The sequence below is a fragment of the Kitasatospora sp. NPDC001119 genome (assembly GCF_053598475.1).
Genome location: NZ_JBSFKI010000033.1, coordinates 15,128 through 39,716 on the forward strand (window position 1 = coordinate 15,128; position 24,589 = coordinate 39,716).

The window sequence follows — 24,589 nt, forward strand, 5'->3', positions numbered from 1 at the left end:
ACGGCGCTCAGCCGTTGCGGGCCGCCTCCGGTCCGGTGATCCGCTTCAGCAGCGGCAGCGTCGAGGCGATGATCCCGAGCGAGGCGGCCAGCCCGAAACCGGTCAGCCCGTAGTACGCCGGGCCCGGGGACACCAGGTCGTAGTCCTTCTGCGCCTTGAGGAACATCGCGGCCGCGGCGAAGCCCGTCCCGATCGCGAGCGCCGAGACCACCAGCAGCGGCAGCGCGCTCTCCAGTCCGACCACCCTGCGCAGCAGCCGCAGCGGTGCGCCGGTCAGCCGCAGCATCGCGAACGGCCGCCGGCGGTCGGACAGTCCGGCCACCACGCTCACCGCGAGGCTGCACCCGGCGATCGGCAGGGTGGTCAGCAGCACCACGTTCGCCAGCTGCCGCCAGCCCTGGAGCTTCTTCTGCCCGGCGGAGGACCAGTCCTCGGCCAGCCGCGCCTCGTAGTGCGGGAACTCCTTCATGAACAGGGTCCGCAGCTGTTCCTTGGCCGCCTTGGAGCCGTCGGTGGTCGCGTAGAGCATCCGCACCGGGAGCCCGGCCGCCTCGGCCTCGGAGACCGGTGCGGCCGGCCACTCGCGGTCGGAGGCGTCCACCAGGCCGACCAGCTGGTAGGGGTCGACGGCCGCGACGGCGGCGCCGGGAGCGCAGTGGCCGACCACGGGGATCTGCGCGAGGTCCGCGCAGCTCACCAGGCCGGGCACGATGCCCCGCCCGCTCCGCTGGCCCGTACCGGCCGGGTCCTCGTGCACCAGGGCGATCCCCTGGAACCCGGGGACGGCCCGCGCCCGGGCCAGCACGCGATCGGGCACCGACGGCAGCAGGGCCGCGTCGTTCCGGTTGCCGAAGGGGGCGTCCACGATCGCCTTGCGCACCTCGGGGGCGCCGTTGAGCATGCCCTGGTTCGCGTTGATGGTGCTCATGATGGCCAGGGTCGCGGTGGTCACGAACAGCGCCAGCACCACGCCGGCGACCGAACGGAAGCCCGCCCCCGGGTCGTCCGCCAGGCGGCGCATCGCGATCAGGGCGGCCGGACGGCGGGTGCGCCGGGCCACCGCCCGGGCCGCGGCCATGGTCAGCCACGGCCCCGAGACCACCAGCCCGAGCATCACCAGCACGAAACCGGTCAGGTAGGCCGTGGACTGCCCGTCGGTGGTCTCCGGGCGGTTGCCCACGAAGTAGCCGAGTTCGGCGAGGCCGGCCACCAGCGGTGCCAGCCGCCAGGCACTCGGCGGCTTCGGGGTGACCCGGCGGGAGACCCCGAGCGGCGAGACGGTGACCCGGCGCAGCGCGAGCCGGGCGGCGAGCGCGGCCGCCACCGGCACGCCCAGCACCACCCCGGCCGCCTGCGGCAGGGTCAGGGTCAGGTCGGAGGCGAAGAAGCGGTCGCCGGTGAACGGCACGTCGGCCACCACCGGTTTCAGCGCGGCGAACAGGCCGAAGCCGAGGGCCGTACCGATCACCGCGGCCAGGGTGGACTCCACCGCCGAGATCACCGACACCTGGCCGGGCGTCGCCCCCACCAGGCGGATCGCGGCGTAGCGCTGCTCCCGGGTGGCGGCGGAGAGCCGGGTCGCGGTGCCGATGAAGACCAGTACCGGGAAGATCAGCGCGGCGGCGACCACGGTGAGCACCAGGACCATCGCGTCGCCGTGCACGCCCGCGCCGTAGCAGTCGTACTCGCAGTCGTGGGGCAGGACGGTGGCGAGGCTGGTGACGGTGGTGGCCCTCGGCAGGGCCTTGACCTCGTCCGCGGTGCGGCCGACGACCAGCGCCAGGGTGTCCGGGGAGGGCAGCCCGTCCTCGCCGAGGGTGCCGACCTGCCGTCCGGGGAAGCGGTCGCCCAGTTCGACGGCCGGGGTGTCGCGCAGCAGCTTCTCCAGCGCGGGCGAGGCGTAGTACTCGCCGGGCGCGGGCAGCCGGCTCAGGCCGGGCGGCAGCGGCGAGGTGGGACCGGTCGGGGCGACATCGGCCCGGAAGACGGTCCTCCCCCGGTAGTAGTCCATCCGGGCGCCCCACCAGAGCGGGTCCGCCGAGGTGACCGCGGTCGCGCCCTTGACGCCGGTGTTCATCCAGAGCTGCCGCTCGTTGGCCCGGTCGATCGCGCTCACGCCGGCGAAGGTCGAGAGCAGCAGCCCCACGCCGACCGCGACCGCCGCCGCGATCATCAGCAGCCGGGCCACCGCCTCCCGACCACCGCTGACGGCCAGCCGGAGCGAGAAGGCGATCACGGGGCCACCGTTCCGGCGCCGGCCGAGAGCGTACGGGCCCGGCCGTCGCGGACGACCGCCTCGCGGTCCGCGTACGCGGCGACCCGGGCCTCGTGGGTGACCAGGATGACGGTGGTGCCCTGCTCCTTGGCGGAGGCGACCATCAGCTCCATCACCTGCTCGCCGGTCAGCGAGTCCAGCGCGCCGGTCGGCTCGTCGGCGAACAGCACCCGCGGCCGGGCCACCAGGCCGCGGGCCAGCGCGACCCGCTGTGCCTGACCGCCCGACAGCTCGCCGGAGCGGCGCTGCTCCATGCCGTCCAGGCCGAGCCGGGCGAACCAGGGACGGGCCTGGGCCAGCGCGGCGGAGCGGCGCACGCCGTTCAGCAGCAGCGGCAGCGCGACGTTCTCCTCGGCCGTCAACTCCGGCACCAGCTGGCCGAACTGGAAGACGAAGCCGAACTTGTCCCGGCGCAGGGCGCTGCGCCGGGCCTCCGGCATGGTGTCCAGGCGCTGCCCGTCGAACAGCACCTCCCCCGCGTCGGGCACCAGGATGCCGGCCAGGCAGTGCAGTAACGTCGACTTGCCGGAGCCGCTGGGGCCCATGATGGCGAGCACCTCGCCGGCCTGGACGGACAGGCTGGCCCCGCGCAGGGCGGGGGTCTCCCCGAAGGCGAGGGCGATGTCCCGGGCCTCGATCACGGCGGTCACGCGTTCACCTCCGCGGCGAGCGCGTCCAGGCGGGCGGCGGTGAGGTCGATCCAGCGCAGGTCGGCCTCCAGGTGGAACAGGCCGTGGTCGGCGAGCAGGGCGTCCACCAGGGCTCCGGTGCGGCGCAGTTCGGTGAGCTCGCGCATCCGGCGCAGGTGGGCGGCGCGCTGGGTGTCCAGGTAGTGCTCGGCGTCCCGGCCCAGCATCAGGGCCAGCACCACCTTGGTGAACAGCACGGACTGGAGGTTGGGCTCGGGCGCGACCGGCTCCTGGAGCCAGGTCTCGAACTCGGTCGCCCCGGTCTCGGTGATGACGTACCGCTTGCGCTCGGGCCCGTCGCCGGGCTCCGCCTCGCCGGCCACCACCTTGCCGTCGCGGGCCAGCCGGCCGAGGGTCGAGTAGACCTGGCCGTACGGAAGGGGCTTGCCGCGGCCGAAGAGGGCGTCGTAGTCGCGCTTGAGGTCGTAGCCGTGGCTCGGCTCTCGCTCCAGCAGCCCCAGAAGGGTCAAAGGAACACTCATGGGGGAAACATACACCCGGCGTATACCCCGAGTGTATATCTGGGCAGAATACGGCCCCGACCTGGGACATCGTCAGTCCATCGGCGAGGAAAGGGCGGAGAACGGGCCGGAGCCGGACACGGCACAGGCAGGGGGTGGCCCCACGACCACCCCCTGCCCCGTACCTCGGCCCGGCGCCCCCACGGCCGACCGGGCCACGGCCGCGCCCAAGCACCGGGAGGACGCCGCCACACCCCAGCCTGCCCGGACCGGGTGCGGATGCCGAGGGCCGAACGTCCCGGCCACTGGGCCGACCGGCCCTGACCGGTAGGTACCGGCGGTCCTCCGAACGCGCACGACTCTTGTGCGCGGGGGGCCGCCGGGTGGACATTGGGGCGTAACCGCCCAGCGTCCCCGCGCCCCTGAGGAGCCCTCACCGTGTCCAGCACTCCCCGTCCGGCCCTGCCCGCGTCGCTCCCGCGGCGCACCGGCCGGCGGCTGCGGCGGGCACTCGGTGCCCGGCACGAGCCGCTCGCCCGCCCCCTCGACCGCTCCCGCGCCCGCGCCTGGCTGTCCGCCGTGCTCGGCGCGGTGCTCGCCCTCGCCCTGTGCGCGGGCGGCTCGCTGCTCCTCTACCGCGCCACCGCGCACCGGGCCGACGCCGACCGCGGGCGGCTGCAGCAGGTCGACGCCGTGGTCAGCGGCGTCCCGGACCGCACCACCGCCACCGGCAGCCGCTTCGCCGGCGGCTACAGCAACCAGGTGGACGTCGACGCGGACTGGACCGCCCCCGACGGCAGCCCGCGCCACGGCACCGTCCAGGCCCCGCACTCCGCCGTCACCGGCAGCCGGATCCCCGTCTGGGTCGACGCGGCCGGCACCGTCTCCGTCGCCCCGGCCGACCGGGTGGCCCTCGCCGTCTCCGCCGCCTGCACCGGCGCCGGCGGCCTCCTCGTCCTGCTGGCCCTGCTCGCCCTCGCCCTCCGCCTGCGCCTCCAGGCGCTCGACCGCCGGGCGGAGGCCGCCTGGAGCACCGAGTGGGAGCGCCTCGAACCCCTCTGGAGCGGCCGCGCCGGCCACCGCAGCGAGGACTGAGCCGGCCACCGGTGACACCCCGGAAGTCGACGCCGCCAGGGGCGCCCTCCGGGCCGTCGGTGACCGTGCGGCATCCCGAACCCCCTGGGGCGGGGCGGGAATTCGACGCGGCCCGCACCCGGCACCGGCCATGGGCGGGCGGCGGATCACCGGACGCCCGGTCAGCGCGGGTGGGTCCAGGCGGGGGCGGGGACGGTCCTGGCGGCGCGGTGGGTGAGGGCCGCGACGGCGAGGAGCAGCGCGAGGGCCAGGGCCAGGGCGAGCGGGATGTCGGCGTGGAGGACCAGGAGGGCGCCGAGGAGGGCGCCGGCGAACATCCAGACGGCGGAGGCCAGCCGGCGGGGGCCGGTGCGGTCGGCGGCGAGGGCGGTGATGGTCATGGTCAGCACGGTGGTGGTGAGGTCGGGGACCTTCAGGGCGCGGACCACCGCGTTCTGGCCGCCCATGGCGAAGCCGAGCAGCCCGATCAGGGTGTAGCGGGCCGGCTCGGAGGTGTGGCCGGCCACGGCCGCCAGCACGGTGGCCGCCGCGACCAGCGCCGACTGGACGGCGACGGCGGCGGTCAGCAGGTGCCCGCGGTGGCCGGGCAGGCGGCGGGCGAGGTGGCCGCCGGCCAGGGCGCCGAGCAGGAAGGCGGCGAGGGCGGCCAGCGAGGCGGTGGCGGAGAGGTTGGCCGCGCCGGCCAGGGCGAAGCCGAGGAACACCACGTTGCCGGTCATGTTGGCGACGAAGACGTGGCCGAGTTCGAGGTAGCTGACCGCGTCCACCACTCCGGTGACCACGGTCAGCACCAGCAGCATCGGCACCAGCGGCCCGTGCTCGGGATCGGGGGTCGGCATCCTGCCTCCAGTCGGTTCGGGCGGGGGTTCGGGTGACCCGGTCCGGGTGACGCGGTCCGGTGACACGGTCCGGCGACGCGGTCCCGGTGGTGACGGTACGTCCGCGCCGCCCGTCAGGCGAGCGCCGGGTTGCCGGGGTCCTCCGGCTCGTCCTCCAGGTGCCAGTGCAGGTCGCGTACGCCGGGCTCCAAGGACAGCCGGGTGACGACCTGTTCGAGCGCCGGGGCGACCTGCCCGGTGATCGCGACGGTGGCCCGCAGGCTGGTGGCGTCGCCGTTGTCGGTGCGGCGGGCGCGCAGGCCGGTCGGGGCGAGTCCGGAGCCGGCGAGGGCCTGGAGCAGCAGGGCCCGGATGTGGGTCTCGGACTTGCGGTCGCATTCCAGGTGGACGGTGGCGCGGGTGGTGGAGTCGGGGTCGCTGCCGGCCTGTGGGGCCCGGTCGAGGAGTCGGCCGGCGGGGCGCAGGACCAGGTGGACGACGAGGACGGCGAGTGTGCCGAGGACGGCGAACCGCAGTTTGCCGGAGGCGGCGAGCACTCCGACGGCGGCCGAACACCAGAGTGTGGCGGCGGTGTTGAGGCCGCGTACGCCGGCGCCGTCGCGCAGGATGACGCCGCCGCCGAGGAAGCCGATGCCGGAGACGACGTAGGAGGCGACCCGGGTGGGGCTGGCGGCGTCGCCGACGGCCTCGCTGTAGAGCACGAACAGGGTGGCGCCGGCGGCGACCAGGGCGTTGGTGCGCAGGCCGGCCATCCGGGCCCGCCACTGGCGTTCGACGCCGATCAGCGCGCCGCAGGCGACGCCGGTGGCGAGCCGTACCAGGAAGTCGACGGTGGTCAGGGTGTGCACGACGGCACCTCCTTCACGGGAGGAGGGGTACGGACGGTGGCACGCGGTCGATGCTCCCGGCAGGCCGGGCGACCTCGATGATGGCCATCGCCACGGTGGTCGGCGGGGAGGCGCGCAGGGCGCGGGGGCCGGCCGTGCGGTCGGCCCCGGACAACGTGACGGCGCGTCGGCGCATCGGGGGTCTCGGGCGCCTCCGGAGCCGTGAGCCGTCCCGAGCATAGACCGCCTCCGAACGACCGGGGCAGGGGTTTCCCGCTCTTCCTCGACAGCTTTGTAGAAGTTTGACCGAATCCGATCACCGCCGCCCGGGAACCGGCCCGCCTTGCGTCACGTCCTCCGGCATATATAGTTCACCGACATATGCAGTTGAGCAGCTCACGAGGGGGAAGTGTGTCCCACACCGATCCGAACCGGCCCGCACCCGTCCTGCGCCTGGCCAACGTCACCCGCGTGCACGGGCGGGGCGCCGCCGAGGTGCACGCCCTGCGCGGCATCGACCTGGCCGTCCACCCGGGCGAGTTCGTCGCCGTCATGGGCCCGTCCGGCTCCGGGAAGTCCACCCTGCTGACCCTGGCCGGCGGGCTGGACCAGCCCAGCGACGGCGAGGTGCTGGTGGAGGGGGTCGCCCTCGGCGGCCTCGGCCGCGGCCGGCTCGCCGACCTCCGGCGGCGCTCGATCGGGTACGTGTTCCAGGACTACAACCTGATCCCGGCCCTGACCGCCGCCGAGAACATCTCGCTGCCGCGCGAACTCGACGGCGTCCCGGGCCGCCGGGCCCGCCGGGAGGCGCTGGCCGCACTGGAGGAGCTGGGCATCGGCGAGCTCGCCGACCGCTTCCCCGACGACATGTCCGGCGGCCAGCAGCAGCGCGTGGCCATCGCCCGCGCCCTGATCGGCGAGCGCCGGCTGGTACTCGCCGACGAGCCGACCGGCGCCCTCGACTCGGCCACCGGCGAGGCGGTGCTCGCCGTGCTGCGCGCCCGCTGCGACGCCGGCGCCGCCGCGATGATGGTCACCCATGAGGCGGCCCACGCCAGTTGGGCGGACCGGGTGGTCCACCTGCGGGACGGCGCGGTCGCCTCGGAGGCCCCCGGCCGCCGCTCCTCCGCCCGCCTCGCCGCGGTGCACCCCTCCGGTGCGGTCGGCGAGGTGGCGCAGTGAGGTTCGGAGCCTGGCGGGTCGCCCTGCGCATCGCCCGCCGCGACGCGCTGCGCGCCAAGGGCCGCAGCGCGCTGATCGCCGCCATGATCGCGCTGCCCGTGCTCGGCGTCACCGGCGCCGACGTGGTCCACCGCAGCGGGCAGCTGACCCCGGCCGAACGGGTCGAGCGGGTGGTGGGCGGCGCGGACGCCCTGGTCACCTCGCTCGCCCCGGGCACACCGGTCGAGCAGGCCCCGATCGCCGAGGACGGCGCCTTCACCGTCCCGGCCCGCCCCGGCGACAAGCCGACGGCCGAGCAGGAGAAGGGCGCGAGCACCGACCCGGCCGCCCTGGTCGCCGCGCTGCTGCCGCCCGGCAGCGCGCTCACCCCGGCCCGGCCCGGGCCGGAGGCCGGCGCGGACTCGCCCGAGGGCCTGGTCCGCACCCTCACCACCGAGGCCGACCTCGGCGACCCGATCTGGCGCAGCCGACTCGACCTGGTCGAGGGCCGCGCCCCGAGCGCCCCGCACGAAGTCGCCGTCACCCGGGCCTTCCTGGACCGCTCCGGGCTCAAGACCGGCGCCACCACCACCCTCCAGGGCCTGGAGCGCACCACCTACACCATCACCGGTGTGGTGGAGCACCCGAGCGAGCTGGGACGGGTCGAACTCGTCGCCCGGCCCGGCGAGTTGATCGAGCCGCTGAACACCGCGCTGGCGGCCGGCGGGCCCGTCGCGGAGAAGCCCTCGGCCACCCGGTCCGGCTGGCTGGTCCGGCTGCCGTCCGGGGCCTCCCTCGACTGGGCCGCCGTCCAGCGGTTCAACGCCCACGGCTACACCCTGACCGCGCGCTCGGTGGCGATCGCCCCGCCGCCCGAGCAGGCCGTCCCCTACTACCGCGACGCGTACCGCTACCACGACCCGACGGCCGCCAACAACACCAAGATGGTCGTCGCCGTCGTCAGCGGCATGGCGCTGCTGGAGATCGCGCTGCTCGCCGGGCCCGCCTTCGCGGTCGGCGCCCGCCGCTCCCGCCGCCAGCTCGCCCTGCTCGGCGCGGCCGGCGGGAGCCGGGCCCACGTCGGCGCGGTGGTGCTCGGCGGCGGCGTCGTCCTCGGCGCGACCGGGGCGGTGGTCGGCGTGGTGCTCGGCACCGCGGTGGTCGCCCTGCTGCGGCCGCGGATCGAGCAGTTCGGCGGCGTACGCTTCGGCCACTTCGCCGTGCCGCCGCTGGACCTCCTCGCGATCGCCGGGATCGGCCTGTCCACCGCGCTGCTCGCCGCCGCGCTGCCCGCGCTGCAGGCCGCCCGGCGCAGCGTCACCGCCGGGCTGACCGGCCGGGACACCGTCCGCGCCCCCAGCCGGCTGGTCACCTTCGCCGGCCTGGGACTGCTCGTCCTCGGCGCCGTGCTCGCGATGTACGGCGCGGGCGCCGTGAAGCGCGACCAGCCGGGCGCGGGCGGCTACGACACCCGTACGCTCACCGTGCTGGGCGGCTCGGTGACCGCCGAGATCGGCCTGCTGCTGTGCACCCCGATGCTGGTCGCCCTGATCGGCCGGGCCGCCGGGCGGCTGCCGCTCGGCCCCCGGCTGGCGCTGCGCGACGCCGCCCGGCACCGCTCGCGCACCGCTCCGGCGGTGGCCGCGGTGATGGCCGCGGTGGCCGGCGCCGTCGCCATCGGCGTCTACTCCACCAGCACCGACGCCGAGGACCGGCGCGACTACCGGCCGCAGGCCCCGTACGGCGCCGTCCAGTTGATGACGTACGTCGACGGGCCCCGGCTCACCGAGGAGCGGGCCGAGCTGGAGAAGCAGCTGTCCGGGCTCGGCCCGCGCGGCGACCTCGGCCAGGTGGAGTACCGCTTCTGCGACAACTGCTCCAGCGTCGTCCAGCTCCAGGGCCCGCCGGAGCGCCGCGGCCTGGGCTCGCCGCCGCACATCGCCGCCGGTGACGTCACCGTGCTGCACAACCTGTTCGCCGTCCACGACCCGGCCGCCGAACAGGCGCTGGCAGCAGGGAAGTTGCTGGTCTTCGACCGGTCCCTGGTGGGCGCCGACGGCAAGGCCGTGATGGTCCTGCGCGGCGGGGGCGGCGCTCCGCTGCAGCCCGGCGAGGTGCCCAAGCCGGATGTCCAGGAGGTCCCGGTCGACGCGGTGCTGGTCGACAACCCGGCCGCCGCCGACTTCGCCCAGGGCCTGGCGCTGCCCTCCGCGCTGCCCGCGCTCGGGCTCACGTCCCGGCCGTCCGGCTCGGTCTGGCTGCCCGCCACGCCGCCCGACCGCAAGGCCCAGCAGCGCGCCGCGGCGGCCGCCGTCCGGCTGGACCGCTTCGCCACGCTGGAGGTGGAGCGCGGCTACCAGCCCACGGGCGACGCGCTCAGCCTGGCGCTCACCGGCTTCGCCGCGCTGGTCGTGCTCGGCGCGGCCGGGATCGCCACCGGCCTGGCGGCCGCCGACTCCCGGCAGGACCAGGCCACCCTGGCCGCGGTCGGCGCGCCGCCGCGGATCCGGCGGAGCATGGCGGGCCTCCAGTGCACCCTGATCGCCCTGCTGGGCGCGCTGCTCGGGGCGGTCAACGGGTTCGTGCCGGCGGTGGGGCTGCTGAAGTCCCGGGCCAGCGGCTTCGGGGCCAAGCCGGCGCTGATCACCGCGCCCTGGGGCGAGCTGCTGCTGATCGTGCTGGTGCTGCCGGTGGTCGCGGGGCTGCTCGCGGCGCTTTTCACCCGCTCCCGCATCCCGCTCGGGCGGCGGCTGTCCTGACGGCCCCGTCGGCCTCGGACACGTCTTGCACACGTACCGACCACCGGCTGACACCGCTTGGGCACCACCCGGGCACCGACCGTTACGCGCCGGGCGTCCGTCCCCTTCACCCGGGGGCGGGCGCCCGGCGCTCGCCGTACCATGGGCCGCGATCCGGCGGGCCAAGGGCGTCGGCGTCCGGTTCGGCGAGGGAGCAGAGGGAGTAGAGGGCGGTGCTGCGGGGGTTCGGGGACCTGGAGGCCGAGATCATGGACCGGTTCTGGTCCTGGGACCGGCCCGCCACGGTGCGCGAGGTGGTCGACGACCTCCAGCGGGACCGGGCCGTCGCGTACACCACCGTCACCACGGTCGCGGACATCCTGCACACCAAGGGCTGGCTGCGCCGCGACAAGGTCGGCCGCGCCTGGGTGTACCGGCCGAGCTGCACCCGCGAGGAGTACACCGCCCGGCTGATGCACCGGGCGCTGGAGACCACCCCCGACCGGGCGGGCGCGCTGCTCCACTTCGTCGACCGGATCAGCGGGGCGGAGGCCTCGGCCCTGCTCGCCGCCCTCGAACACGCGAGGTCCCGGGAGGCCGGGTAGTCCTCGCGCTCGGATCCGTCCCCGAACACACCCCCGTGGGCCCGTCGGCGTGGGGGTACCGACGGGCCCCGGGTGGGGGTGGGGGGTGGGGGTTCGTGGGATTTGCCGTGGCCTTGACCCGCGCGCCTGAACCGGCGCGCCCGGGCCCGCGTTGCCGGCGGCGCCTCGTCGTCAGCGGTGCCGCAGGTACGCCTCCGCCGTCCGGCGCAGCCGGTCGTGCAGCCCGTCGTAGGCGCGGGCCCGGCCGAGCAGGGTCTTCGGCAGCTTGGCGACCATCGTGTAGTTGGTGTCGCAGACGTTCGCCGCCGGGGCCAAGCCGGCCTGGCTGACCAGCTGGTAGGCGTCCAGCTGGTCCAGGCCGAGCAGTTCGCCGGTCCAGCCGACCAGGTCGTGCTGGCTGATCCGGAACGCGTCCTCCAGCGGACGGGCGGAGCCGGTGCTGATCAGGAAGTCGTCGTTCTCCAGCCGGGGCCAGGCCGGTCCCCCGCCCTTGACCAGGTCGACGATCACGGTGGTGCGCATCGCCGCCTCCACCGCCGTGCCGCACACCTCGCCCTCGCCCTGGCGGGCGTGGCCGTCACCGATGGCGAGCAGGCCGCCCTCGACGTTGACCCGGAAGTAGGCGGTGGTGCCGGCCCGCATCTCGGGGGTGTCCAGGTTGCCGCCGTGCGCGCCCGGGGTGATCGAGGCCAGCACCTCGCCGGCCGCCGGGGCGACACCGACCGTGCCGTGCATCGGGTCGAGCGGCAGGTCCACCGTGAACCCGCTGTTGCGGGCCCGGAACCGGCAGACGCCCGCCTTGGCGTCCAGCTCGTAGACCCAGACCCGCTCCTCCAGCGGCGCGTGCAGCATCGCGGTGGTGTGGGTCGCGGTCAGCGCGCCGAAGTGCGGGAAGGTGCTGGAGACGCCGTACTCCCGGGCCGGGGTGATCTCCGCGAAGTGCACCGCGAGGACGTCCCCGGGCTCGGCGCCCGCCACCGCGATCGGGCCGGTGACCGGGTTGAGGTAGGGGAAGACGCACACCTGGCTGGGCAGGTCCCCGGTGCCGCGCACCTTGCCGCCGAAGCAGTCCTCGGTGGTCAACTCGACGACGGTGCCGGGCTGGACGGTGACCAGCGGGGCGCGGCCGCCGAAGGTGTAGGCGTAGTCCTCCGGGGTCGGGGACAGCCGGACGGTCTCGGGCAGGCTCACTGCTTCTCCTCGGCGGGGGTGCTGTTCATGGCGGTGCTGTTCGCGGCAGTGGTGGTCGTAGCAGTGGTGTTCGTGGTGGTGGCGTTCCCGGCCGTGGCATCGGTGGCGGCGGCCTCGGCATCGGCCTCGGTCTCGGCGACGGCCAGCCGGGGCCTGCGCCCGGTCGCCACCAGCCCGGCGAGCACGATCCCGCCGACGAGCAGCCAGACGAACCCGAGCCGCTGGGCGGCGATGTTGGCGTTGACCACCACGTACGCGAGGATCGCGAAGCCGAGCGCCGGGGCGATCAGGTGCCGCCAGTAGTCCTTGCTGCGCTTGCGGACCAGGTAGTGGACGACCACGGCGACGTGCAGGACCAGGAAGGTGGACAGCGCACCGAAGTTGACCAGGGTGCTCAGCAGGGTGATGCCGTCCTCGCGCGAGGCCGTGTAGAGGCCGAGCACCAGCGAGATCCCGGCGGTCAGCAGGGTCGCGTTGACCGGCACCCGGCGGGTGGGGTGGATGCGGGCCAGGAAGGCGGGCAGCTGGCGGTCGCGGGCCATCGCGTACAGCAGCCGGGAGGTGGCCGCCTGGGCGACCAGCGAGTTGGCGAAGCCCCAGGCCACGGCGGTGGAGGCGGCGGTCAGTGTGGCGAGCCAGCCGCCGGCGGCGGTGCGGGCCGCGTCGTAGAAGGCGGTGCCGTTCGGGTCGCCGTCCCGGATCAGCGCGTCGGGGTCGGCGACCAGCAGCGAGGCGACCCAGGTCTGCACGATGAACAGTGTGCCCGCGAGCAGCAGCGCGGCGACCATGGACCGGCCGATGGCCTTGGCGGAGTCCCGGTTCTCCTCCGAGAGGGTGGAGATGCCGTCGAAGCCCAGGAAGCTGAGCACCGCGATCGAGACCGCCCCGAAGGCCAGGCTCCACGAGAAGGTGTGCCCGTTGTACAGCGGCGTGAAGTCGAAGCCCCGGCCCTTGCCGTTGGCCAGGGCGATCACGCCGACCACCACGAACAGGGCCAGCACGACGAGTTCGCCGATCAGCATCGCCTTGTTGACCCGGTTGGTGGTCTCGATGCCCAGGTAGTTGACCACGGTGTTGAGCAGCACGAAGCCGATCAGCCAGAGCCAGACCGGGATCGACGGCACCAGCGAGTTCATCGCGACACCGGCGATCAGGTACAGCAGCCCGGGCACCAGCACGTAGTCGAGCAGGATCATCCAGCCGGACAGGAAGCCGACCGGGGCGGCGATGCCACGGCCCGCGTAGGTGTAGACCGAGCCGGCCATCGGGAAGGCCCGGGACATCTGGGCGTACGACAGGGCGGTGAACATCATCGCCACCATGCCGAGGACGTAGGCCAGGGCCACCATGCCGCCGGAGCCCTGGAAGACGCCGCCGAAGATGCCGAACGGTGCGATCGGCACCATGAACACCAGCCCGTAGACGAGCAGGTCGGTGAAGCCGAGCGAACGGCGCAGTTCCTGCTGGTAGCCGTAGCTCTCGATGCCCTGGGGTGCGGGTGTGTCGGCCATGGTGCTCTCTCTCCGTGACGACCCTGAGGGGGTGTGGGGAGACTGTAGAGGGAACTATTTCCAGATGGAAGGGTTTCGTTCCGACATTCCACCTGACGAGAACGGAGCACCCGGGAGCCGGCCGGACCTACCGGGGCAGGACGGCGAAGCCGAGGCCCTCGGCCCGGGCCAGGTGGATCGGCGCCCGGCCCGCGGCCTCGCCGTGCAGCAGCCGGCCCGCGGCCGCCAGCAGGCCGTCCGGGGCCAGGGCCCGACGGGCCGCCAGGTCGGCGAGCAGGCGCAGGCCCTCGTACAGGCCCACCGCGTAGGCGTCCAGGACCGGCGCCCACGGACCGCACAGGGCCCGGTGCCGCTCGGCGAGGCGCTGCCGGCGCTCCTCGGCCAGCGTCGCAAAGGAGGGCATCGCCGCGTACAGCGTCCCGGTGTCGTCGCCGCCGAGCGCGAGCAGGCCGTTCTCCTCCAGGGAGCCGGAGAGCCGCACCAGCCCGCGGTCCAGCCCGCTGCGCCGCAGCGCCCGGTTGAACTGCACCAGGTCGCGCCCGATCAGACTGAGCAGCAGGGCGTCCGCGCGGGCCGAACGCAGCGCGTCCAGCAGCGGGTCGAGCGCCTCCTCGACCGCCCCGAAGGGGACCCGCCGCTCCAGCACCACCCGGGCGCCGGCCCGCGCCGCGAGCCCCTCGGCAGCCCGGTGGACGGAGCGCGGCCAGATGTAGTCGTTGCCGATCAGCGCCCACCGGCCGATCCCGTGACGATCCGTCAACTCCTGGATCGCCGGACCGAATTGGCGGGCCGGGTCGATGCCGGTGCAGAGCACGCCGGGCAGCCGGGAGCCGCCCTCGTGCGGCGGGGTGAAGACGTACGCGAGACGGCCCGCGGCAACGGTCTCGACCGCCCGGTGCACATCGCTGGTGTGGCACCCGGCGAGCGCGTCCAGCGCCCCGGCGTCCAGCAGGCGCCGCACCTCCCCGGCGACCGGGCCCGGCGCGCCGCCGCCGTCGACCAGCACCAGCTCCAGCGGGCGGCCGAGGACCCCGCCGCCCGCGTTGACCTCGTGCGCGGCGAGCAGCGCGCCGTCCAGCGCGGACGGGCCGGTGAGCCCGAGCGGGCCGGACTGCGGCACGACGAGGCCCACCCGGAACGCCGCCCCGTCCCGAGCCGAGTGCAGCGCATCGAGCGGATCGATCACCCTCACCTCGATGCTCACGGTGCGAGTATCGTCGTACCGCCGATATCGGGGAAGGCCGGAACGGGAGGGTCCGATGACCGCAGCTGGTGCCGCACCGGGGGTCGACGGCCGTCCCGGCGATCCCGCCGCCCGGACCGCCGCCCCGGCCGCCGAGCAGACCGTCGGCGCCGCGGCGCGCCCCCCGGCCGCCCCGGAGCCGCTGCTGGTCGAGCTGGTCACCCTGGCCCACCGCAGGCTCTCCGGCGGCCTCGCCGCCGCCCTCGCCGAGGAGGACTGCACCGTCGACCAGTGGCGGCTGCTGCGCGTCCTCGCGGACGACCGGGGGCACGCGATGGGCGAGCTGGCCCAGGCCCTGCTGATCCCGCAGGCGAGCCTGAGCCGGCTGGTGGACTCGCTGGCCGACTCCGGCTGGGTCTACCGGCGCCAGGACGACCAGGACCGCCGCCGGATCACCGCCCACCTCTCCCGCCAGGGCCGCACCCGGCTGACCCGGCTGGACGCCCTCGCCGCCGCCCACGACGCCGCCGTGCGCCGGGCCTGCGGCCTCACCGACCCGGCGCACGTGCTGCGGCGGCTCGCCGCGCTCTGACCGGCCCGCCCCGGCCGCCCCGGGCACACGACAACGGCACCCACGGACGACGACGGCCCGCCCCCGCCGAAGCGGGAGCGGGCCGTCGCGGCACGCGATCGGACGCGGTCAGGCCGGGCGGACCGCGCCCTTGTAGGGCATCACGGAGATCGGCAGGACCTCGATGTTCTTGCCCGTGTACGGGGCGTGGATCATCTTGCCGTCGCCGATGTACAGGCCGACGTGGTGCAGGTCGTCGTAGAAGAACACCAGGTCACCGGGCTGGAGGTTGGCACGGTCGACGTGCGGGCCGTCCTTCCACTGCTCCTCGGACGTCCGGGAGATGGTGACGCCCGCCGCGCGGTAGGCCTGGCTGGTGAGGCCGGAGCAGTCGAAGGTCGCGGGGCCGGTCTTGCCCCAGCCGTAGGGCTTGCCGAGCTGGGCCTGGGCGAACGCGATGATGGCGCCGGCCCGGCCGCTGGCCGACGGCACCGGGGCGTTCATGTCCGGGCGGTCGCTGGAGCGGGAGGCGCGGTCCTTGGCCGCCGCGGCGGCGGCCTGCTGGGCCTCGGCCTTGGCCTTCTCCGCGTTCTGCTGGGCGTTGATCTTGGCGCGGTCCTCGGCGCTGAGCTTGTTCAGCATCCCCTGGGCCTGGGCCAGCTTGGTCTGGATGTCCTTCTTCTGCTCCGCCAGCTGCGTGCCCACCGAGTCGAGCGCGGCCAGGGTGGCGGTGGCCTCGGCGCGGTCCTGGTCGAGCTTGCGCTGCTCGTCCTGGGCCTGCTTGAGCAGGCTCGCCTGGGAGTCGGAGACCTGGTTCTGCACCGAGGCGCGCTCCAGGTAGGCGGCCGGGTCGGAGTCGAGCATCAGCTGGACCGACGGGTCGATGCCGTTGGTGCGGTACTGGTCGGCGGCGACCGCGCCGAGCCGGGTCCGCAGCTCGTTCATCGCCTCCTGGCCCCGGACGACCTTCTCCTGGATCTGGTTGGCCTCGCCCTGGAGCTTCTGCTGCTTCGCCTGGAAGCCGTTGTACTTCTCGATCGCCTGCTCGGCGTCCTCGTTGAGCTGGTCGACCTGCTCCTTGACGGTGGCGAGGTTCGGGGTCGGCTCGGCGTGGGCGGTACCGGAGGCGAGGACCGCGCCGCCGGCCGCCATGGCCGTGGTGAGGACCGCCATGCGGGCCCGGCTCGGGGGGCTGGGCTTGCGGCGCTTTCCCATGGCGGTCGCTCTCCTTCGGGGGAATCTCGGGACGGTCCGGGCGGAGCGGGGGGACGGCTCGGCCGGTGCCTGGGGACGACGAAGGCGGGCAGGACGAGCAACGGGGGGGTGCTGCCCCGCCCACCTTCTTCGAAGTAACTTAATAGATGAGGGGCCGGGTTCCGCAATCCCCCTGATCATGACGTTTTGACAGCATGACAGGACATCGATCGCGTTCCGTGCCATCGGCGTTGACCTCGGACACCTCCGGACACCGCGGACACCTCCCACCACCCGACGACCGCCGGGCGGACCACCGACGGCGGCCCGGACGCCCCCCGGACGACGCGCTCGGATGACCGCGCCGCCCGCCTCCGCGGACACCCCGGACGACCCCACCCGGCGCCTCCGACCCCCTGACCTCCGACCCCCTGCCGACACCCCTATCGGCCGCGGGTGCCAGCCGTCCCCGCACGCCATGGCACCCCCCGCCCCGGAGAGTGCTCGCGAGCGGCCGAACCGAGGGAAAGGTCACATGAGATTCCTCTCCTGCAGCCCCGCGCACGGGCGCTAACCTGCGCACATGAAGGTCCCGCCCGAAGGGCTCCCCCTCGCTGCCGAGTTCCCGGCCGCGCACCGAGAGCAGTGGCAGCAGCTCGTCCAGGGCGTGCTGCGCAAGTCCGGTGCCCAGCCCGAGGACGGTCCCGCCGCCGAGCAGGCGCTCACCACCCGGCTCCAGGACGGGCTGAGCGCACGCCCCCTGTACACCGCCGAGGACACCGACGCCGACCCGGGCTACCCGGGCTTCCCGCCGTTCGTGCGCGGCGGCCGTCCGCAGGGCTCCGCCGTGGCCGGCTGGGACGTCCGCCAGCGGCACGCCGACCCGGACCGCCGGCGCGCCAACGAGGCCGTCCTGGCCGACCTGGAGCACGGCGTGGGCTCGCTCTGGCTGGAGCTGGGCGGCGCGGGCCTCCCGGTGGACGCCCTGCCCGAGGCACTCACCGGCGTGTACCTGGACCTGGCCGCCGTGGCGCTCGACGCCGGCGCCGAATTCACCGACGCCGCCGAGCAGTTGTTCAACCTGTACGAGGAGCGCGAGGTCTCCCCCGGTGCCGCCGCCGGCAACCTCGGCGCCGACCCGCTCGGCCTCCAGGCCCGCACCGGCCGGACCGACCGCACCGGGGCGCTGCTCGCCGAGGCCACCGCGCTGGCCGCCCGCTGCGCCGCCGGGTACCCGGGCCTGCGGGCGCTCACGGTGGACGCCCTGCCGTACCACGAGGCGGGCGCCTCCCCCGCCCAGGAGCTGGGCTGCTCGCTGGCCACCGGCGTCGCCTACCTGCGCACGCTGACCGCCGCCGGCCTCCCGGTCGACGACGCGCTCGGCCAGCTGGAGTTCCGCTACGCCGCCGACGGCGACCAGTTCCTCACCATCGCCAAGTTCCGTGCCGCGCGCCGCCTCTGGGCCCGGGTCGCCGAGGTCTCGGGGGCCGGTGCGGCCGCCTCGGCACAGCGCCAGCACGCCGTCACCTCCCGGGTGATGATGACCGCCCGCGACCCGTGGGTGAACATGCTGCGCACCACGATCGCCTGCCTGGCCGCCGGGGTCGGCGGCGCGGACGCCGTCACCGTGCTGCCCTTCGACAGCGCGCTCGGCCTGCCGGACGCCTTCGCCCGCCGGATCGCCCGCAACACCCAGGCGATCCTGCTGGAGGAGTCCCACCTGGCCCGGGTGATCGACCCGGCCGGCGGCTCCTGGTACGTCGAGCAGCTGAGCGAGGAGCTGGCCCGGGCCGCCTGGGCCTGGTTCCAGGAGATCGAGCGGGCCGGCGGACAGCGGGCCGCCCTGGAGTCCGGTCTCGTCGGCGAGCGGATCGCCGCGACCTGGGCCGAGCGCTCGGTACGGCTCGCCAAGCGGCGCGAACCCGTCACCGGCGTCAGCGAGTTCCCGCACCTGGACGAGCAGCCGCTGGTCCGCGAACCGGCCCCGGCCGCACCCGGCGGCGGGCTGCCGCAGGTGTGCCGCGCCGAGGCCTACGAGGCCCTGCGGGACCGCTCGGACGCCCACGCCGCCACGCACGGCGCCCGCCCGAACCTCTTCCTCGCCTCGATCGGCACCGCCTCCGCGCACACCGCGCGCACCACCTTCGCCGCCAACCTGTTCCAGGCGGGCGGCATCGCGACGGTCTCGGCCGAGTCCGTCGACCCGGCGGCCTTCGCCGAGGCCTTCCGGGCCTCCGGCGCGACCGTCGCTTGCCTCTGCTCCAGCGACGCGCTGTACGCCGAGCACGCCGCCCCGGTCGCCGGCGCCCTGAAGGCGGCCGGCGCCGAACGGGTGCTGCTCGCCGGGCGACCCGCCGAAGTACCCGACGGCGTGGACGAGTTCATCTTCGCGGGGGGCGACGCGGTCGCCGTCCTGACCTCCCTGCTGGACCAGATCGGAGCCGCTCGATGATCCCCGACTTCACCGGAATCGGGCTGGACGGCGCCGGCGGCAGCCTCACGGGCGGCCCTGGCGTCACCGACGAGCAGTGGCGGGCCGCCTGGCGCCAGTCCACCGGCAAGGACGTCGACGAGCTGCTCTGGGACACCCCCGAGGGCATCGGCGTCAAGCCGCTGTACACCGGGGCCGACCTCACCGGGCTGGACTTCCTGGAGACCTACCCGGGCATCGCCCCGTACCTGCGCGGGCCGTACCCGACCATGTACGTCAACCAGCCCTGGACCGTCCGCCAGTACGCGGGCTTCTCCACCGCCGAGGAGTCCAACGCCTTCTACCGCCGCAACCTCGCGGCCGGCCAGAAGGGCCTGTCCGTCGCCTTCGACCTGCCGACCCACCGCGGCTACGACAGCGACCACCCGCGGGTCACCGGCGACGTCGGCATGGCGGGCGTGGCGATCGACTCGATCTACGACATGCGCCAACTCTTCGACGGCATCCCGCTGGACAAGATGTCCGTGTCGATGACCATGAACGGCGCCGTGCTGCCCGTCCTCGCGCTGTACATCGTCGCGGCCGAGGAGCAGGGCGTACCACCGGAGAAGCTCGCCGGGACCATCCAGAACGACATCCTCAAGGAGTTCATGGTCCGCAACACCTACATCTACCCGCCGCAGCCGTCGATGCGGATCATCTCGGACATCTTCGCGTACACCTCGCAGAAGATGCCCCGGTACAACTCGATCTCCATCTCCGGCTACCACATCCAGGAGGCCGGTGCGACGGCCGACCTGGAGCTGGCCTACACCCTGGCCGACGGGGTGGAGTACCTGCGCGCGGGCCTGGACGTGGGCCTGGACGTGGACGCCTTCGCGCCGCGGCTGTCGTTCTTCTGGGCGATCGGCATGAACTTCTTCATGGAGGTCGCCAAGCTGCGCGCGGCCCGGCTGCTGTGGGCCAAGCTGGTCAAGCAGTTCGACCCCAAGAACCCCAAGTCCCTGTCGCTGCGCACCCATTCGCAGACCTCGGGCTGGTCGCTCACCGCCCAGGACGTGTTCAACAACGTCACCCGCACCTGCGTGGAGGCGATGGCCGCGACCCAGGGCCACACCCAGTCGCTGCACACCAACGCCCTGGACGAGGCCCTCGCCCTGCCCACCGACTTCTCCGCCCGGATCGCCCGCAACACCCAGCTGCTGCTCCAGCAGGAGTCGGGCACCTGCCGGGTGATCGACCCGTGGGGCGGCTCCGCGTACGTCGAGAAGCTGACCCACGACCTCGCGTCGAGGGCCTGGGAGCACATCCAGGAGGTCGAGGCGGCCGGCGGCATGGCCAAGGCCATCGACGCGGGCATCCCCAAGCTGCGCGTCGAGGAGGCCGCCGCCCGCACCCAGGCGCGGATCGACTCCGGCCGCCAGCCGGTGATCGGCGTCAACAAGTACCGGGTGGAGAACGACGAGCAGATCGACGTGCTCAAGGTCGACAACTCCTCGGTGCGGGCACGGCAGGTCGAGAAGCTGCGCCGGCTGCGCGCCGAACGCGACGAGGCCGCGTGCCAGGACACGCTGCGCGCGCTGACGGCCGCCGCCGAGGCCGGCCCGCAGCGCGGCGGCTCACTGGACGGCAACCTGCTGCACCTGGCCGTCAACGCGGCCCGGGCCAAGGCCACCGTCGGCGAGATCTCCGACGCCCTGGAGAAGGTCTACGGCCGCCACTCCGGCCAGATCCGTACCATCTCCGGTGTGTACCGAGACGAAGCGGGCCCGTCGGCCTCCCTCCAGCGCACCCGCGACCTGGTCGAGCGGTTCGAGCAGGCCGAGGGCCGCCGTCCGCGCATCCTGGTCGCCAAGATGGGCCAGGACGGCCACGACCGCGGCCAGAAGGTGATCGCCACCGCCTTCGCCGACCTCGGCTTCACGGTGGACGTCGGCCCGCTCTTCCAGACCCCGGCCGAGGTCGCCCGCCAGGCCGTCGAGGCCGACGTGCACATCGTCGGCGTGTCCTCGCTCGCCGCCGGACACCTCACCCTGGTGCCCGCGCTGCGCGCCGAACTCGCCGCGGCGGGACGGGAGGACATCACCATCGTGGTCGGCGGAGTCATCCCGCCGCAGGACTTCGACGCCCTGTACGAGGCCGGCGCCGCGGCGGTCTTCCCCCCGGGAACGGTCATCCCGGACGCGGCGTACGACCTGCTCAAGTCCCTGGCGGCCGACCTCGGCCACGAGCTGTGATTGCCTGAACGCATGCCTCCGCGGACGATCGACCTCGACAGCTATGTGACGGGCGTACTCGACGGCTCGCGCGCCTGGATCGCGCGCGCCGTCACCCTCGTCGAGTCCTCCCGGCCCGACCACCGCGCACTCGCGCAGCAGCTGCTCCAACGGCTGCTGCCGCATGCCGGTGGCGCGGTCCGGGTGGGCATCACGGGCGTGCCCGGCGTCGGCAAGTCGACCTTCATCGACGCCTTCGGGACGATGCTGACCGGCCAGGGCCACCGGGTCGCGGTGCTCGCCGTCGACCCGACCTCCAGCCGGACGGGCGGCTCCATCCTGGGCGACAAGACCCGGATGGAGCGCCTCGCCGTCGACCCTGCCGCCTTCGTCCGACCCTCCCCCACATCCGGCACCCTCGGCGGAGTCGCCAAGGCCACCCGTGAGTCCATGGTGGTGATGGAGGCGGCGGGGTACGACGTCGTCCTCATCGAAACGGTCGGCGTCGGCCAGTCGGAGACGACGGTGGCCGGGATGGTCGATACCTTCCTGCTGCTCAGCCTGGCGCGGACCGGCGACCAGCTCCAGGGCATCAAGAAGGGTGTGTTGGAACTCGCGGACGTCATCGCCGTCAACAAGGCCGACGGCCCGCACGAGCGCGACGCCAAGGCGGCGGCCCGCGAACTCGCGGGCGCGCTAAGGCTGTTGCAGGCTCCGGACGCCGCCTGGACGCCGCCGGTGCTCACCTGCAGCGGCCTCGATGGCGCGGGCCTGGACGTCCTGTGGGAGCGGCTGCAGCAGCACCGCAAGGTGCTGGACGCCACGGGCGCGCTGGCGGCGAAGCGCCGCGACCAGCAGGTCGAGTGGACCTGGTCCATGGTCCACGACCAGCTCTACGCCCGCCTCCACGAGAACCCCGAAGTACGGCGCCTGACCCCCGAGTTGGAAACCCAGGTCCGCGCCGGCACCCTCCCGGCAGGGCTGGCGGCCCAGCAGATCCTGGACGCCTTCTTCGCCTGACCCGCACTGCTGAGGCCGAGCGCCGTGCCCCACCCCCGCGTGGGGCACGGCACTTCTCGGGTTCTCCTGGGAATCCCATCCGGTCGCAGCCCGACAACTCCACGCCATGCCAGGCCCGTTCTGGCCCTCTTCCGTCGCCCGAACGGCTGACAATGAGTCAACACGGGTACATCGACGTGGAGAACCGGAGATGCTGACGCAGCCGTTGAACCGGTCGAACAGAGGACGGGACCGCGATGACCCCTCAACCGCGCACACCCAACCCCGAGCTCGCCGCCCGGTCGATCGGCAGGTCCGACATGGACCCCTCACGCCGTGGCGTACTGACCGCCGGTCTCTACTCACTGACCCTGACTCTGCCGGAGTTCGACGAGAGCCCCGAGCGGATCACCCGTGCCGCCGCGGGCCGAACCGTGCGTGTCGGCAACGGCGAGGTCCAGACCGTACGGACGGTGACCGACCGGATCTCCGGCATCCTCGACGAGCTCGGTGCCGCCCATGCCCGCCCGATGGCTGCGGCGTTCCTGGTCAACTCGGTCGGGCCCTGGCTCCAGGCGTCCGGCACGACCCAGGTGAAGGCCGACCTGCTGTCGGCAGCCGCCGATCTCACCTACCTCACCGGCTGCATGGCGATGTACGAGACCGCCCACGGCCTCGGCCAGAAGTACTACGTCCAGGCCCTCAAGCTCGCGCGGGAGGCCCAGGACCACGTGACGTACTGCCGCACCCTGCGCGGCATGGCACTCCAGGCGTCCAACCTCGGCTACGGTCCAAAAGCCCTCGAACTCGCCGACTCGGCCGCCGAGGCCGCTCCGGCCTCCGGCCCCCGCCTGCGGGCCTTCCTCACCGGCCAACAGGCGCACGGCGCCGCCATGGTGAAGGACCGGCGCCAGGCCTTCGCACGCCTCGCCGAGACCGAGACGGCGCTGGCCCAGGCCGACGGCCGCAACGACTCCATCGGCGGCTACGACCAGAGCGCGTACCACTTCCACGTCTCGCACGTGCTGTACGAACTCGGCGACCTCCCCGGGGCGATCAAGGAACTCCAGTTCTCCAACCGGGCCCGCCCCGCCAACGAGAAGCAGGGCCGCGTGCACGGCAACGGCCTGCTCGCCCGGCGGCAGATGGAACTCGGCCACGTCGAAGCCGCCTGCGCCACCTGGGACACCTTCCTGGACGACTATGTCACGCTCAGCTCCGTCCGCGGCGACGAACACTTCCGCGCCCTGAACACCGCCCTCCCGCCCCACGCCGCCAACGGCACGGTACGCCGCCTCCGGGAGCGCACCCGCGAGGTCGCACAGCAGAAGGCCGCGTGAGCCATGAGCCTCCGCATCATGAAGGCGTCCCGGTCGGGGTGATCTGGCCGGAGGGAGCCCGCCGCTGACCGCGTCACATCGGCTTCTCGCCGAGAGCGGCCCGCAGCCAGTCGAGAGAATCGGTCGCCAGGACGGCATCGGCGAGGTCGTTCGCGGTCTTCGTGGTGAGCCGGCCGCGGCTGTTGTCGATCCACCGCTGGGCGTTCGCATAGCCCTGCGCCTTGTACTCGACGCCCTGGATCAGGCATTCCAGCTTGTCCGCGTCCCGGGCGCAGACCGCCTCCAACGACTCCTTCGCCTCGTACTCCGCGACGAGGTCCCGAATGGTCGAGGCCAGGACGTCCGGCATTCCCCCGACTTGGTCGGCCGTCACCGCCACCGGATCCGCACTCGACGCGTACTTCTTGCCCAGGTGGTTGACGTCCCCGGTGCGCGATTCCTGGGAGTCGTGCCAGACCGCCAGGAACGCGGCCTGCGCCGGATCGGCGCCTTCGAGCCTGGCGATGACCGAGGCGATCAACGCGGCCCGCCAGGAGTGCTCGGCGACCGACTCGGGGTCACGGACACCGGCCATCCACCAGCCCGTGCGCTTGGTCTGCTTGAGCGTCCCGGCTTCGAACAGGAACCTCGCCACCGAGCCCAGATCGTCCGTCACTGCCGACTCCTCTCACACACGCCACGACCGAGGTCAAGCGGGCCGCGCCGCCGCAACCGCATCGGTGTACAACTCGGTGGTCAAGTCGTCCTCGCCGATGCCGAGTTCTCCGAGTACGGCACGGACCAGGGAGAGGGCGGGGGTGAGCTCGGCCGCCGTGGCAACCGATGTCTCCACCTCGATGAACGTCGCGCCATCCAGTTCCGGAACGCGAACGAGCGTGGCCAGCACAGGCCACCCGTCCTGCTGGAAGCTGTAGTTGCGGCACCGCTTCTCGAACGCGATTCGCGGGGTGAAGCCGAGGCCCCGGACGATCTCGTGCATCGCGTCGGCATCCGCGACCCTGGTCTCGGCCTCCGGCTTCGACCCGGACGCCTCGTCCACCCGAGCGTCCTTGTACGTCAGCACGGTGCGCGTGTCGTCCCGGCTGTGCACGGTACGGATCCGCAGCTCCCGGTCAGCGCCCATCAGACTGCCGTCCGGCGCGTCATAGTACGTGTCCCGGTAGACCTCGGCCCGGCCGGAACCGTACCGCTCCTCCAGCTGCTTGAGCACGCCCTCCGGGTCCCGCACGATCGCCTTGAGCTCCGCTTCGATCGCCATCCCTC

The 24,589-nt window shown here is 74.0% G+C and carries 20 protein-coding genes; 9 read left to right on the forward strand and 11 right to left on the reverse strand.

What is annotated here, in order from left to right:
- Positions 1-7 precede the first annotated feature (7 nt).
- Genes ACWDD9_RS32705 through ACWDD9_RS32715 form a run of 3 tightly spaced genes read right to left on the reverse strand, consistent with a single transcriptional unit; the run spans position 8 to position 3,446 of the window.
- Positions 8-2,236 carry an FtsX-like permease family protein gene (locus ACWDD9_RS32705; protein WP_449813593.1) on the reverse strand — a complete coding sequence of 743 codons (2,229 nt, stop codon included), beginning with the start codon at positions 2,234-2,236 and terminating at the stop codon, positions 8-10.
- The gene (locus ACWDD9_RS32710; RefSeq protein WP_074002566.1) at positions 2,233-2,925 is read right to left on the reverse strand and encodes an ABC transporter ATP-binding protein; all 693 of its coding nucleotides are present in this window, start codon (positions 2,923-2,925) and stop codon (positions 2,233-2,235) included. Before ACWDD9_RS32710 ends, ACWDD9_RS32705 begins: the two co-directional genes overlap by 4 nt.
- Positions 2,922-3,446 (reverse strand): PadR family transcriptional regulator, encoded by a 525-nt coding sequence (locus ACWDD9_RS32715; RefSeq protein ID WP_049656925.1) that lies wholly within the window; start codon positions 3,444-3,446, stop codon positions 2,922-2,924. Before ACWDD9_RS32715 ends, ACWDD9_RS32710 begins: the two co-directional genes overlap by 4 nt.
- A gap of 417 nt (positions 3,447-3,863) precedes the next feature.
- Here ACWDD9_RS32715 and ACWDD9_RS32720 point away from each other — a divergent pair, with 417 nt between their 5' ends.
- The gene (locus tag ACWDD9_RS32720; RefSeq protein ID WP_380739672.1) at positions 3,864-4,520 is read left to right on the forward strand and encodes an Rv1733c family protein; all 657 of its coding nucleotides are present in this window, start codon (positions 3,864-3,866) and stop codon (positions 4,518-4,520) included.
- A 161-nt stretch (positions 4,521-4,681) separates the two neighbouring features.
- Here the strand turns inward: ACWDD9_RS32720 and ACWDD9_RS32725 are convergent, their stop codons facing one another.
- Entirely contained in the window at positions 4,682-5,359 is a 678-nt protein-coding gene (locus ACWDD9_RS32725) for a YoaK family protein (RefSeq protein WP_380777896.1), read from the reverse strand.
- A gap of 113 nt (positions 5,360-5,472) precedes the next feature.
- On the reverse strand, positions 5,473-6,207 hold the full coding sequence (locus ACWDD9_RS32730; RefSeq protein ID WP_449813594.1) for an MgtC/SapB family protein: 735 nt from the start codon (positions 6,205-6,207) through the stop codon (positions 5,473-5,475).
- Positions 6,208-6,567: 360 nt separating this feature from the next.
- On the opposite strand from ACWDD9_RS32730, the gene ACWDD9_RS32735 reads away from it, so the two are divergent.
- From ACWDD9_RS32735 to ACWDD9_RS32745, 3 genes are all read left to right on the forward strand, one after another.
- The gene (locus ACWDD9_RS32735) at positions 6,568-7,368 is read left to right on the forward strand and encodes an ABC transporter ATP-binding protein (protein ID WP_117486990.1); all 801 of its coding nucleotides are present in this window, start codon (positions 6,568-6,570) and stop codon (positions 7,366-7,368) included.
- Entirely contained in the window at positions 7,365-10,106 is a 2,742-nt protein-coding gene (locus ACWDD9_RS32740) for an FtsX-like permease family protein (protein WP_449813595.1), read from the forward strand. The genes ACWDD9_RS32735 and ACWDD9_RS32740 overlap by 4 nt, the downstream gene beginning before the upstream one ends.
- A gap of 215 nt (positions 10,107-10,321) precedes the next feature.
- On the forward strand, positions 10,322-10,690 hold the full coding sequence (locus tag ACWDD9_RS32745; protein ID WP_049650008.1) for a BlaI/MecI/CopY family transcriptional regulator: 369 nt from the start codon (positions 10,322-10,324) through the stop codon (positions 10,688-10,690).
- Positions 10,691-10,861: 171 nt separating this feature from the next.
- Here ACWDD9_RS32745 and ACWDD9_RS32750 read toward each other — a convergent pair whose 3' ends face one another.
- The 3 genes from ACWDD9_RS32750 to ACWDD9_RS32760 all read right to left on the reverse strand — a co-directional run bounded on the left by ACWDD9_RS32750 (position 10,862) and on the right by ACWDD9_RS32760 (position 14,596).
- Positions 10,862-11,881 carry an acetamidase/formamidase family protein gene (locus ACWDD9_RS32750; protein ID WP_049649998.1) on the reverse strand — a complete coding sequence of 340 codons (1,020 nt, stop codon included), beginning with the start codon at positions 11,879-11,881 and terminating at the stop codon, positions 10,862-10,864.
- On the reverse strand, positions 11,878-13,392 hold the full coding sequence (locus ACWDD9_RS32755; protein WP_449813596.1) for an APC family permease: 1,515 nt from the start codon (positions 13,390-13,392) through the stop codon (positions 11,878-11,880). The genes ACWDD9_RS32750 and ACWDD9_RS32755 overlap by 4 nt, the downstream gene beginning before the upstream one ends.
- A 127-nt stretch (positions 13,393-13,519) precedes the next feature.
- Positions 13,520-14,596, reverse strand: coding sequence for an ABC transporter substrate-binding protein (locus ACWDD9_RS32760; RefSeq protein ID WP_449813597.1), 1,077 nt, complete (start codon positions 14,594-14,596; stop codon positions 13,520-13,522).
- Positions 14,597-14,651: 55 nt separating this feature from the next.
- Between ACWDD9_RS32760 and ACWDD9_RS32765 the strand changes: the two genes are divergently transcribed.
- The gene (locus ACWDD9_RS32765) at positions 14,652-15,167 is read left to right on the forward strand and encodes a MarR family winged helix-turn-helix transcriptional regulator (RefSeq protein WP_380739659.1); all 516 of its coding nucleotides are present in this window, start codon (positions 14,652-14,654) and stop codon (positions 15,165-15,167) included.
- Positions 15,168-15,275: 108 nt separating this feature from the next.
- On the opposite strand, the gene ACWDD9_RS32770 is transcribed toward ACWDD9_RS32765, so the two are convergent.
- Entirely contained in the window at positions 15,276-16,361 is a 1,086-nt protein-coding gene (locus ACWDD9_RS32770) for a C40 family peptidase (RefSeq protein ID WP_074002559.1), read from the reverse strand.
- A 562-nt stretch (positions 16,362-16,923) separates the two neighbouring features.
- On the opposite strand from ACWDD9_RS32770, the gene ACWDD9_RS32775 reads away from it, so the two are divergent.
- From ACWDD9_RS32775 to ACWDD9_RS32790, 4 genes are all read left to right on the forward strand, one after another.
- Positions 16,924-18,792 carry a methylmalonyl-CoA mutase family protein gene (locus tag ACWDD9_RS32775; protein WP_449813598.1) on the forward strand — a complete coding sequence of 623 codons (1,869 nt, stop codon included), beginning with the start codon at positions 16,924-16,926 and terminating at the stop codon, positions 18,790-18,792.
- On the forward strand, positions 18,789-21,008 hold the full coding sequence (scpA, locus tag ACWDD9_RS32780) for a methylmalonyl-CoA mutase (protein WP_449813599.1): 2,220 nt from the start codon (positions 18,789-18,791) through the stop codon (positions 21,006-21,008). Before ACWDD9_RS32775 ends, scpA begins: the two co-directional genes overlap by 4 nt.
- Positions 21,009-21,020: 12 nt before the next feature.
- Positions 21,021-22,007, forward strand: a complete 987-nt coding sequence (gene meaB / locus ACWDD9_RS32785) for a methylmalonyl Co-A mutase-associated GTPase MeaB (protein WP_049649993.1) — start codon at positions 21,021-21,023, stop codon at positions 22,005-22,007.
- Between the two features lie 236 nt (positions 22,008-22,243).
- The gene (locus ACWDD9_RS32790; RefSeq protein ID WP_449813600.1) at positions 22,244-23,326 is read left to right on the forward strand and encodes a hypothetical protein; all 1,083 of its coding nucleotides are present in this window, start codon (positions 22,244-22,246) and stop codon (positions 23,324-23,326) included.
- Between the two features lie 73 nt (positions 23,327-23,399).
- Here the strand turns inward: ACWDD9_RS32790 and ACWDD9_RS32795 are convergent, their stop codons facing one another.
- Together ACWDD9_RS32795 and cyaB are read right to left on the reverse strand one after the other, a co-directional pair.
- The gene (locus ACWDD9_RS32795) at positions 23,400-23,981 is read right to left on the reverse strand and encodes an HD domain-containing protein (RefSeq protein ID WP_449813601.1); all 582 of its coding nucleotides are present in this window, start codon (positions 23,979-23,981) and stop codon (positions 23,400-23,402) included.
- Between the two features lie 33 nt (positions 23,982-24,014).
- Positions 24,015-24,584, reverse strand: coding sequence for a class IV adenylate cyclase (gene cyaB, locus ACWDD9_RS32800; protein WP_449813602.1), 570 nt, complete (start codon positions 24,582-24,584; stop codon positions 24,015-24,017).
- Positions 24,585-24,589 lie beyond the last annotated feature (5 nt).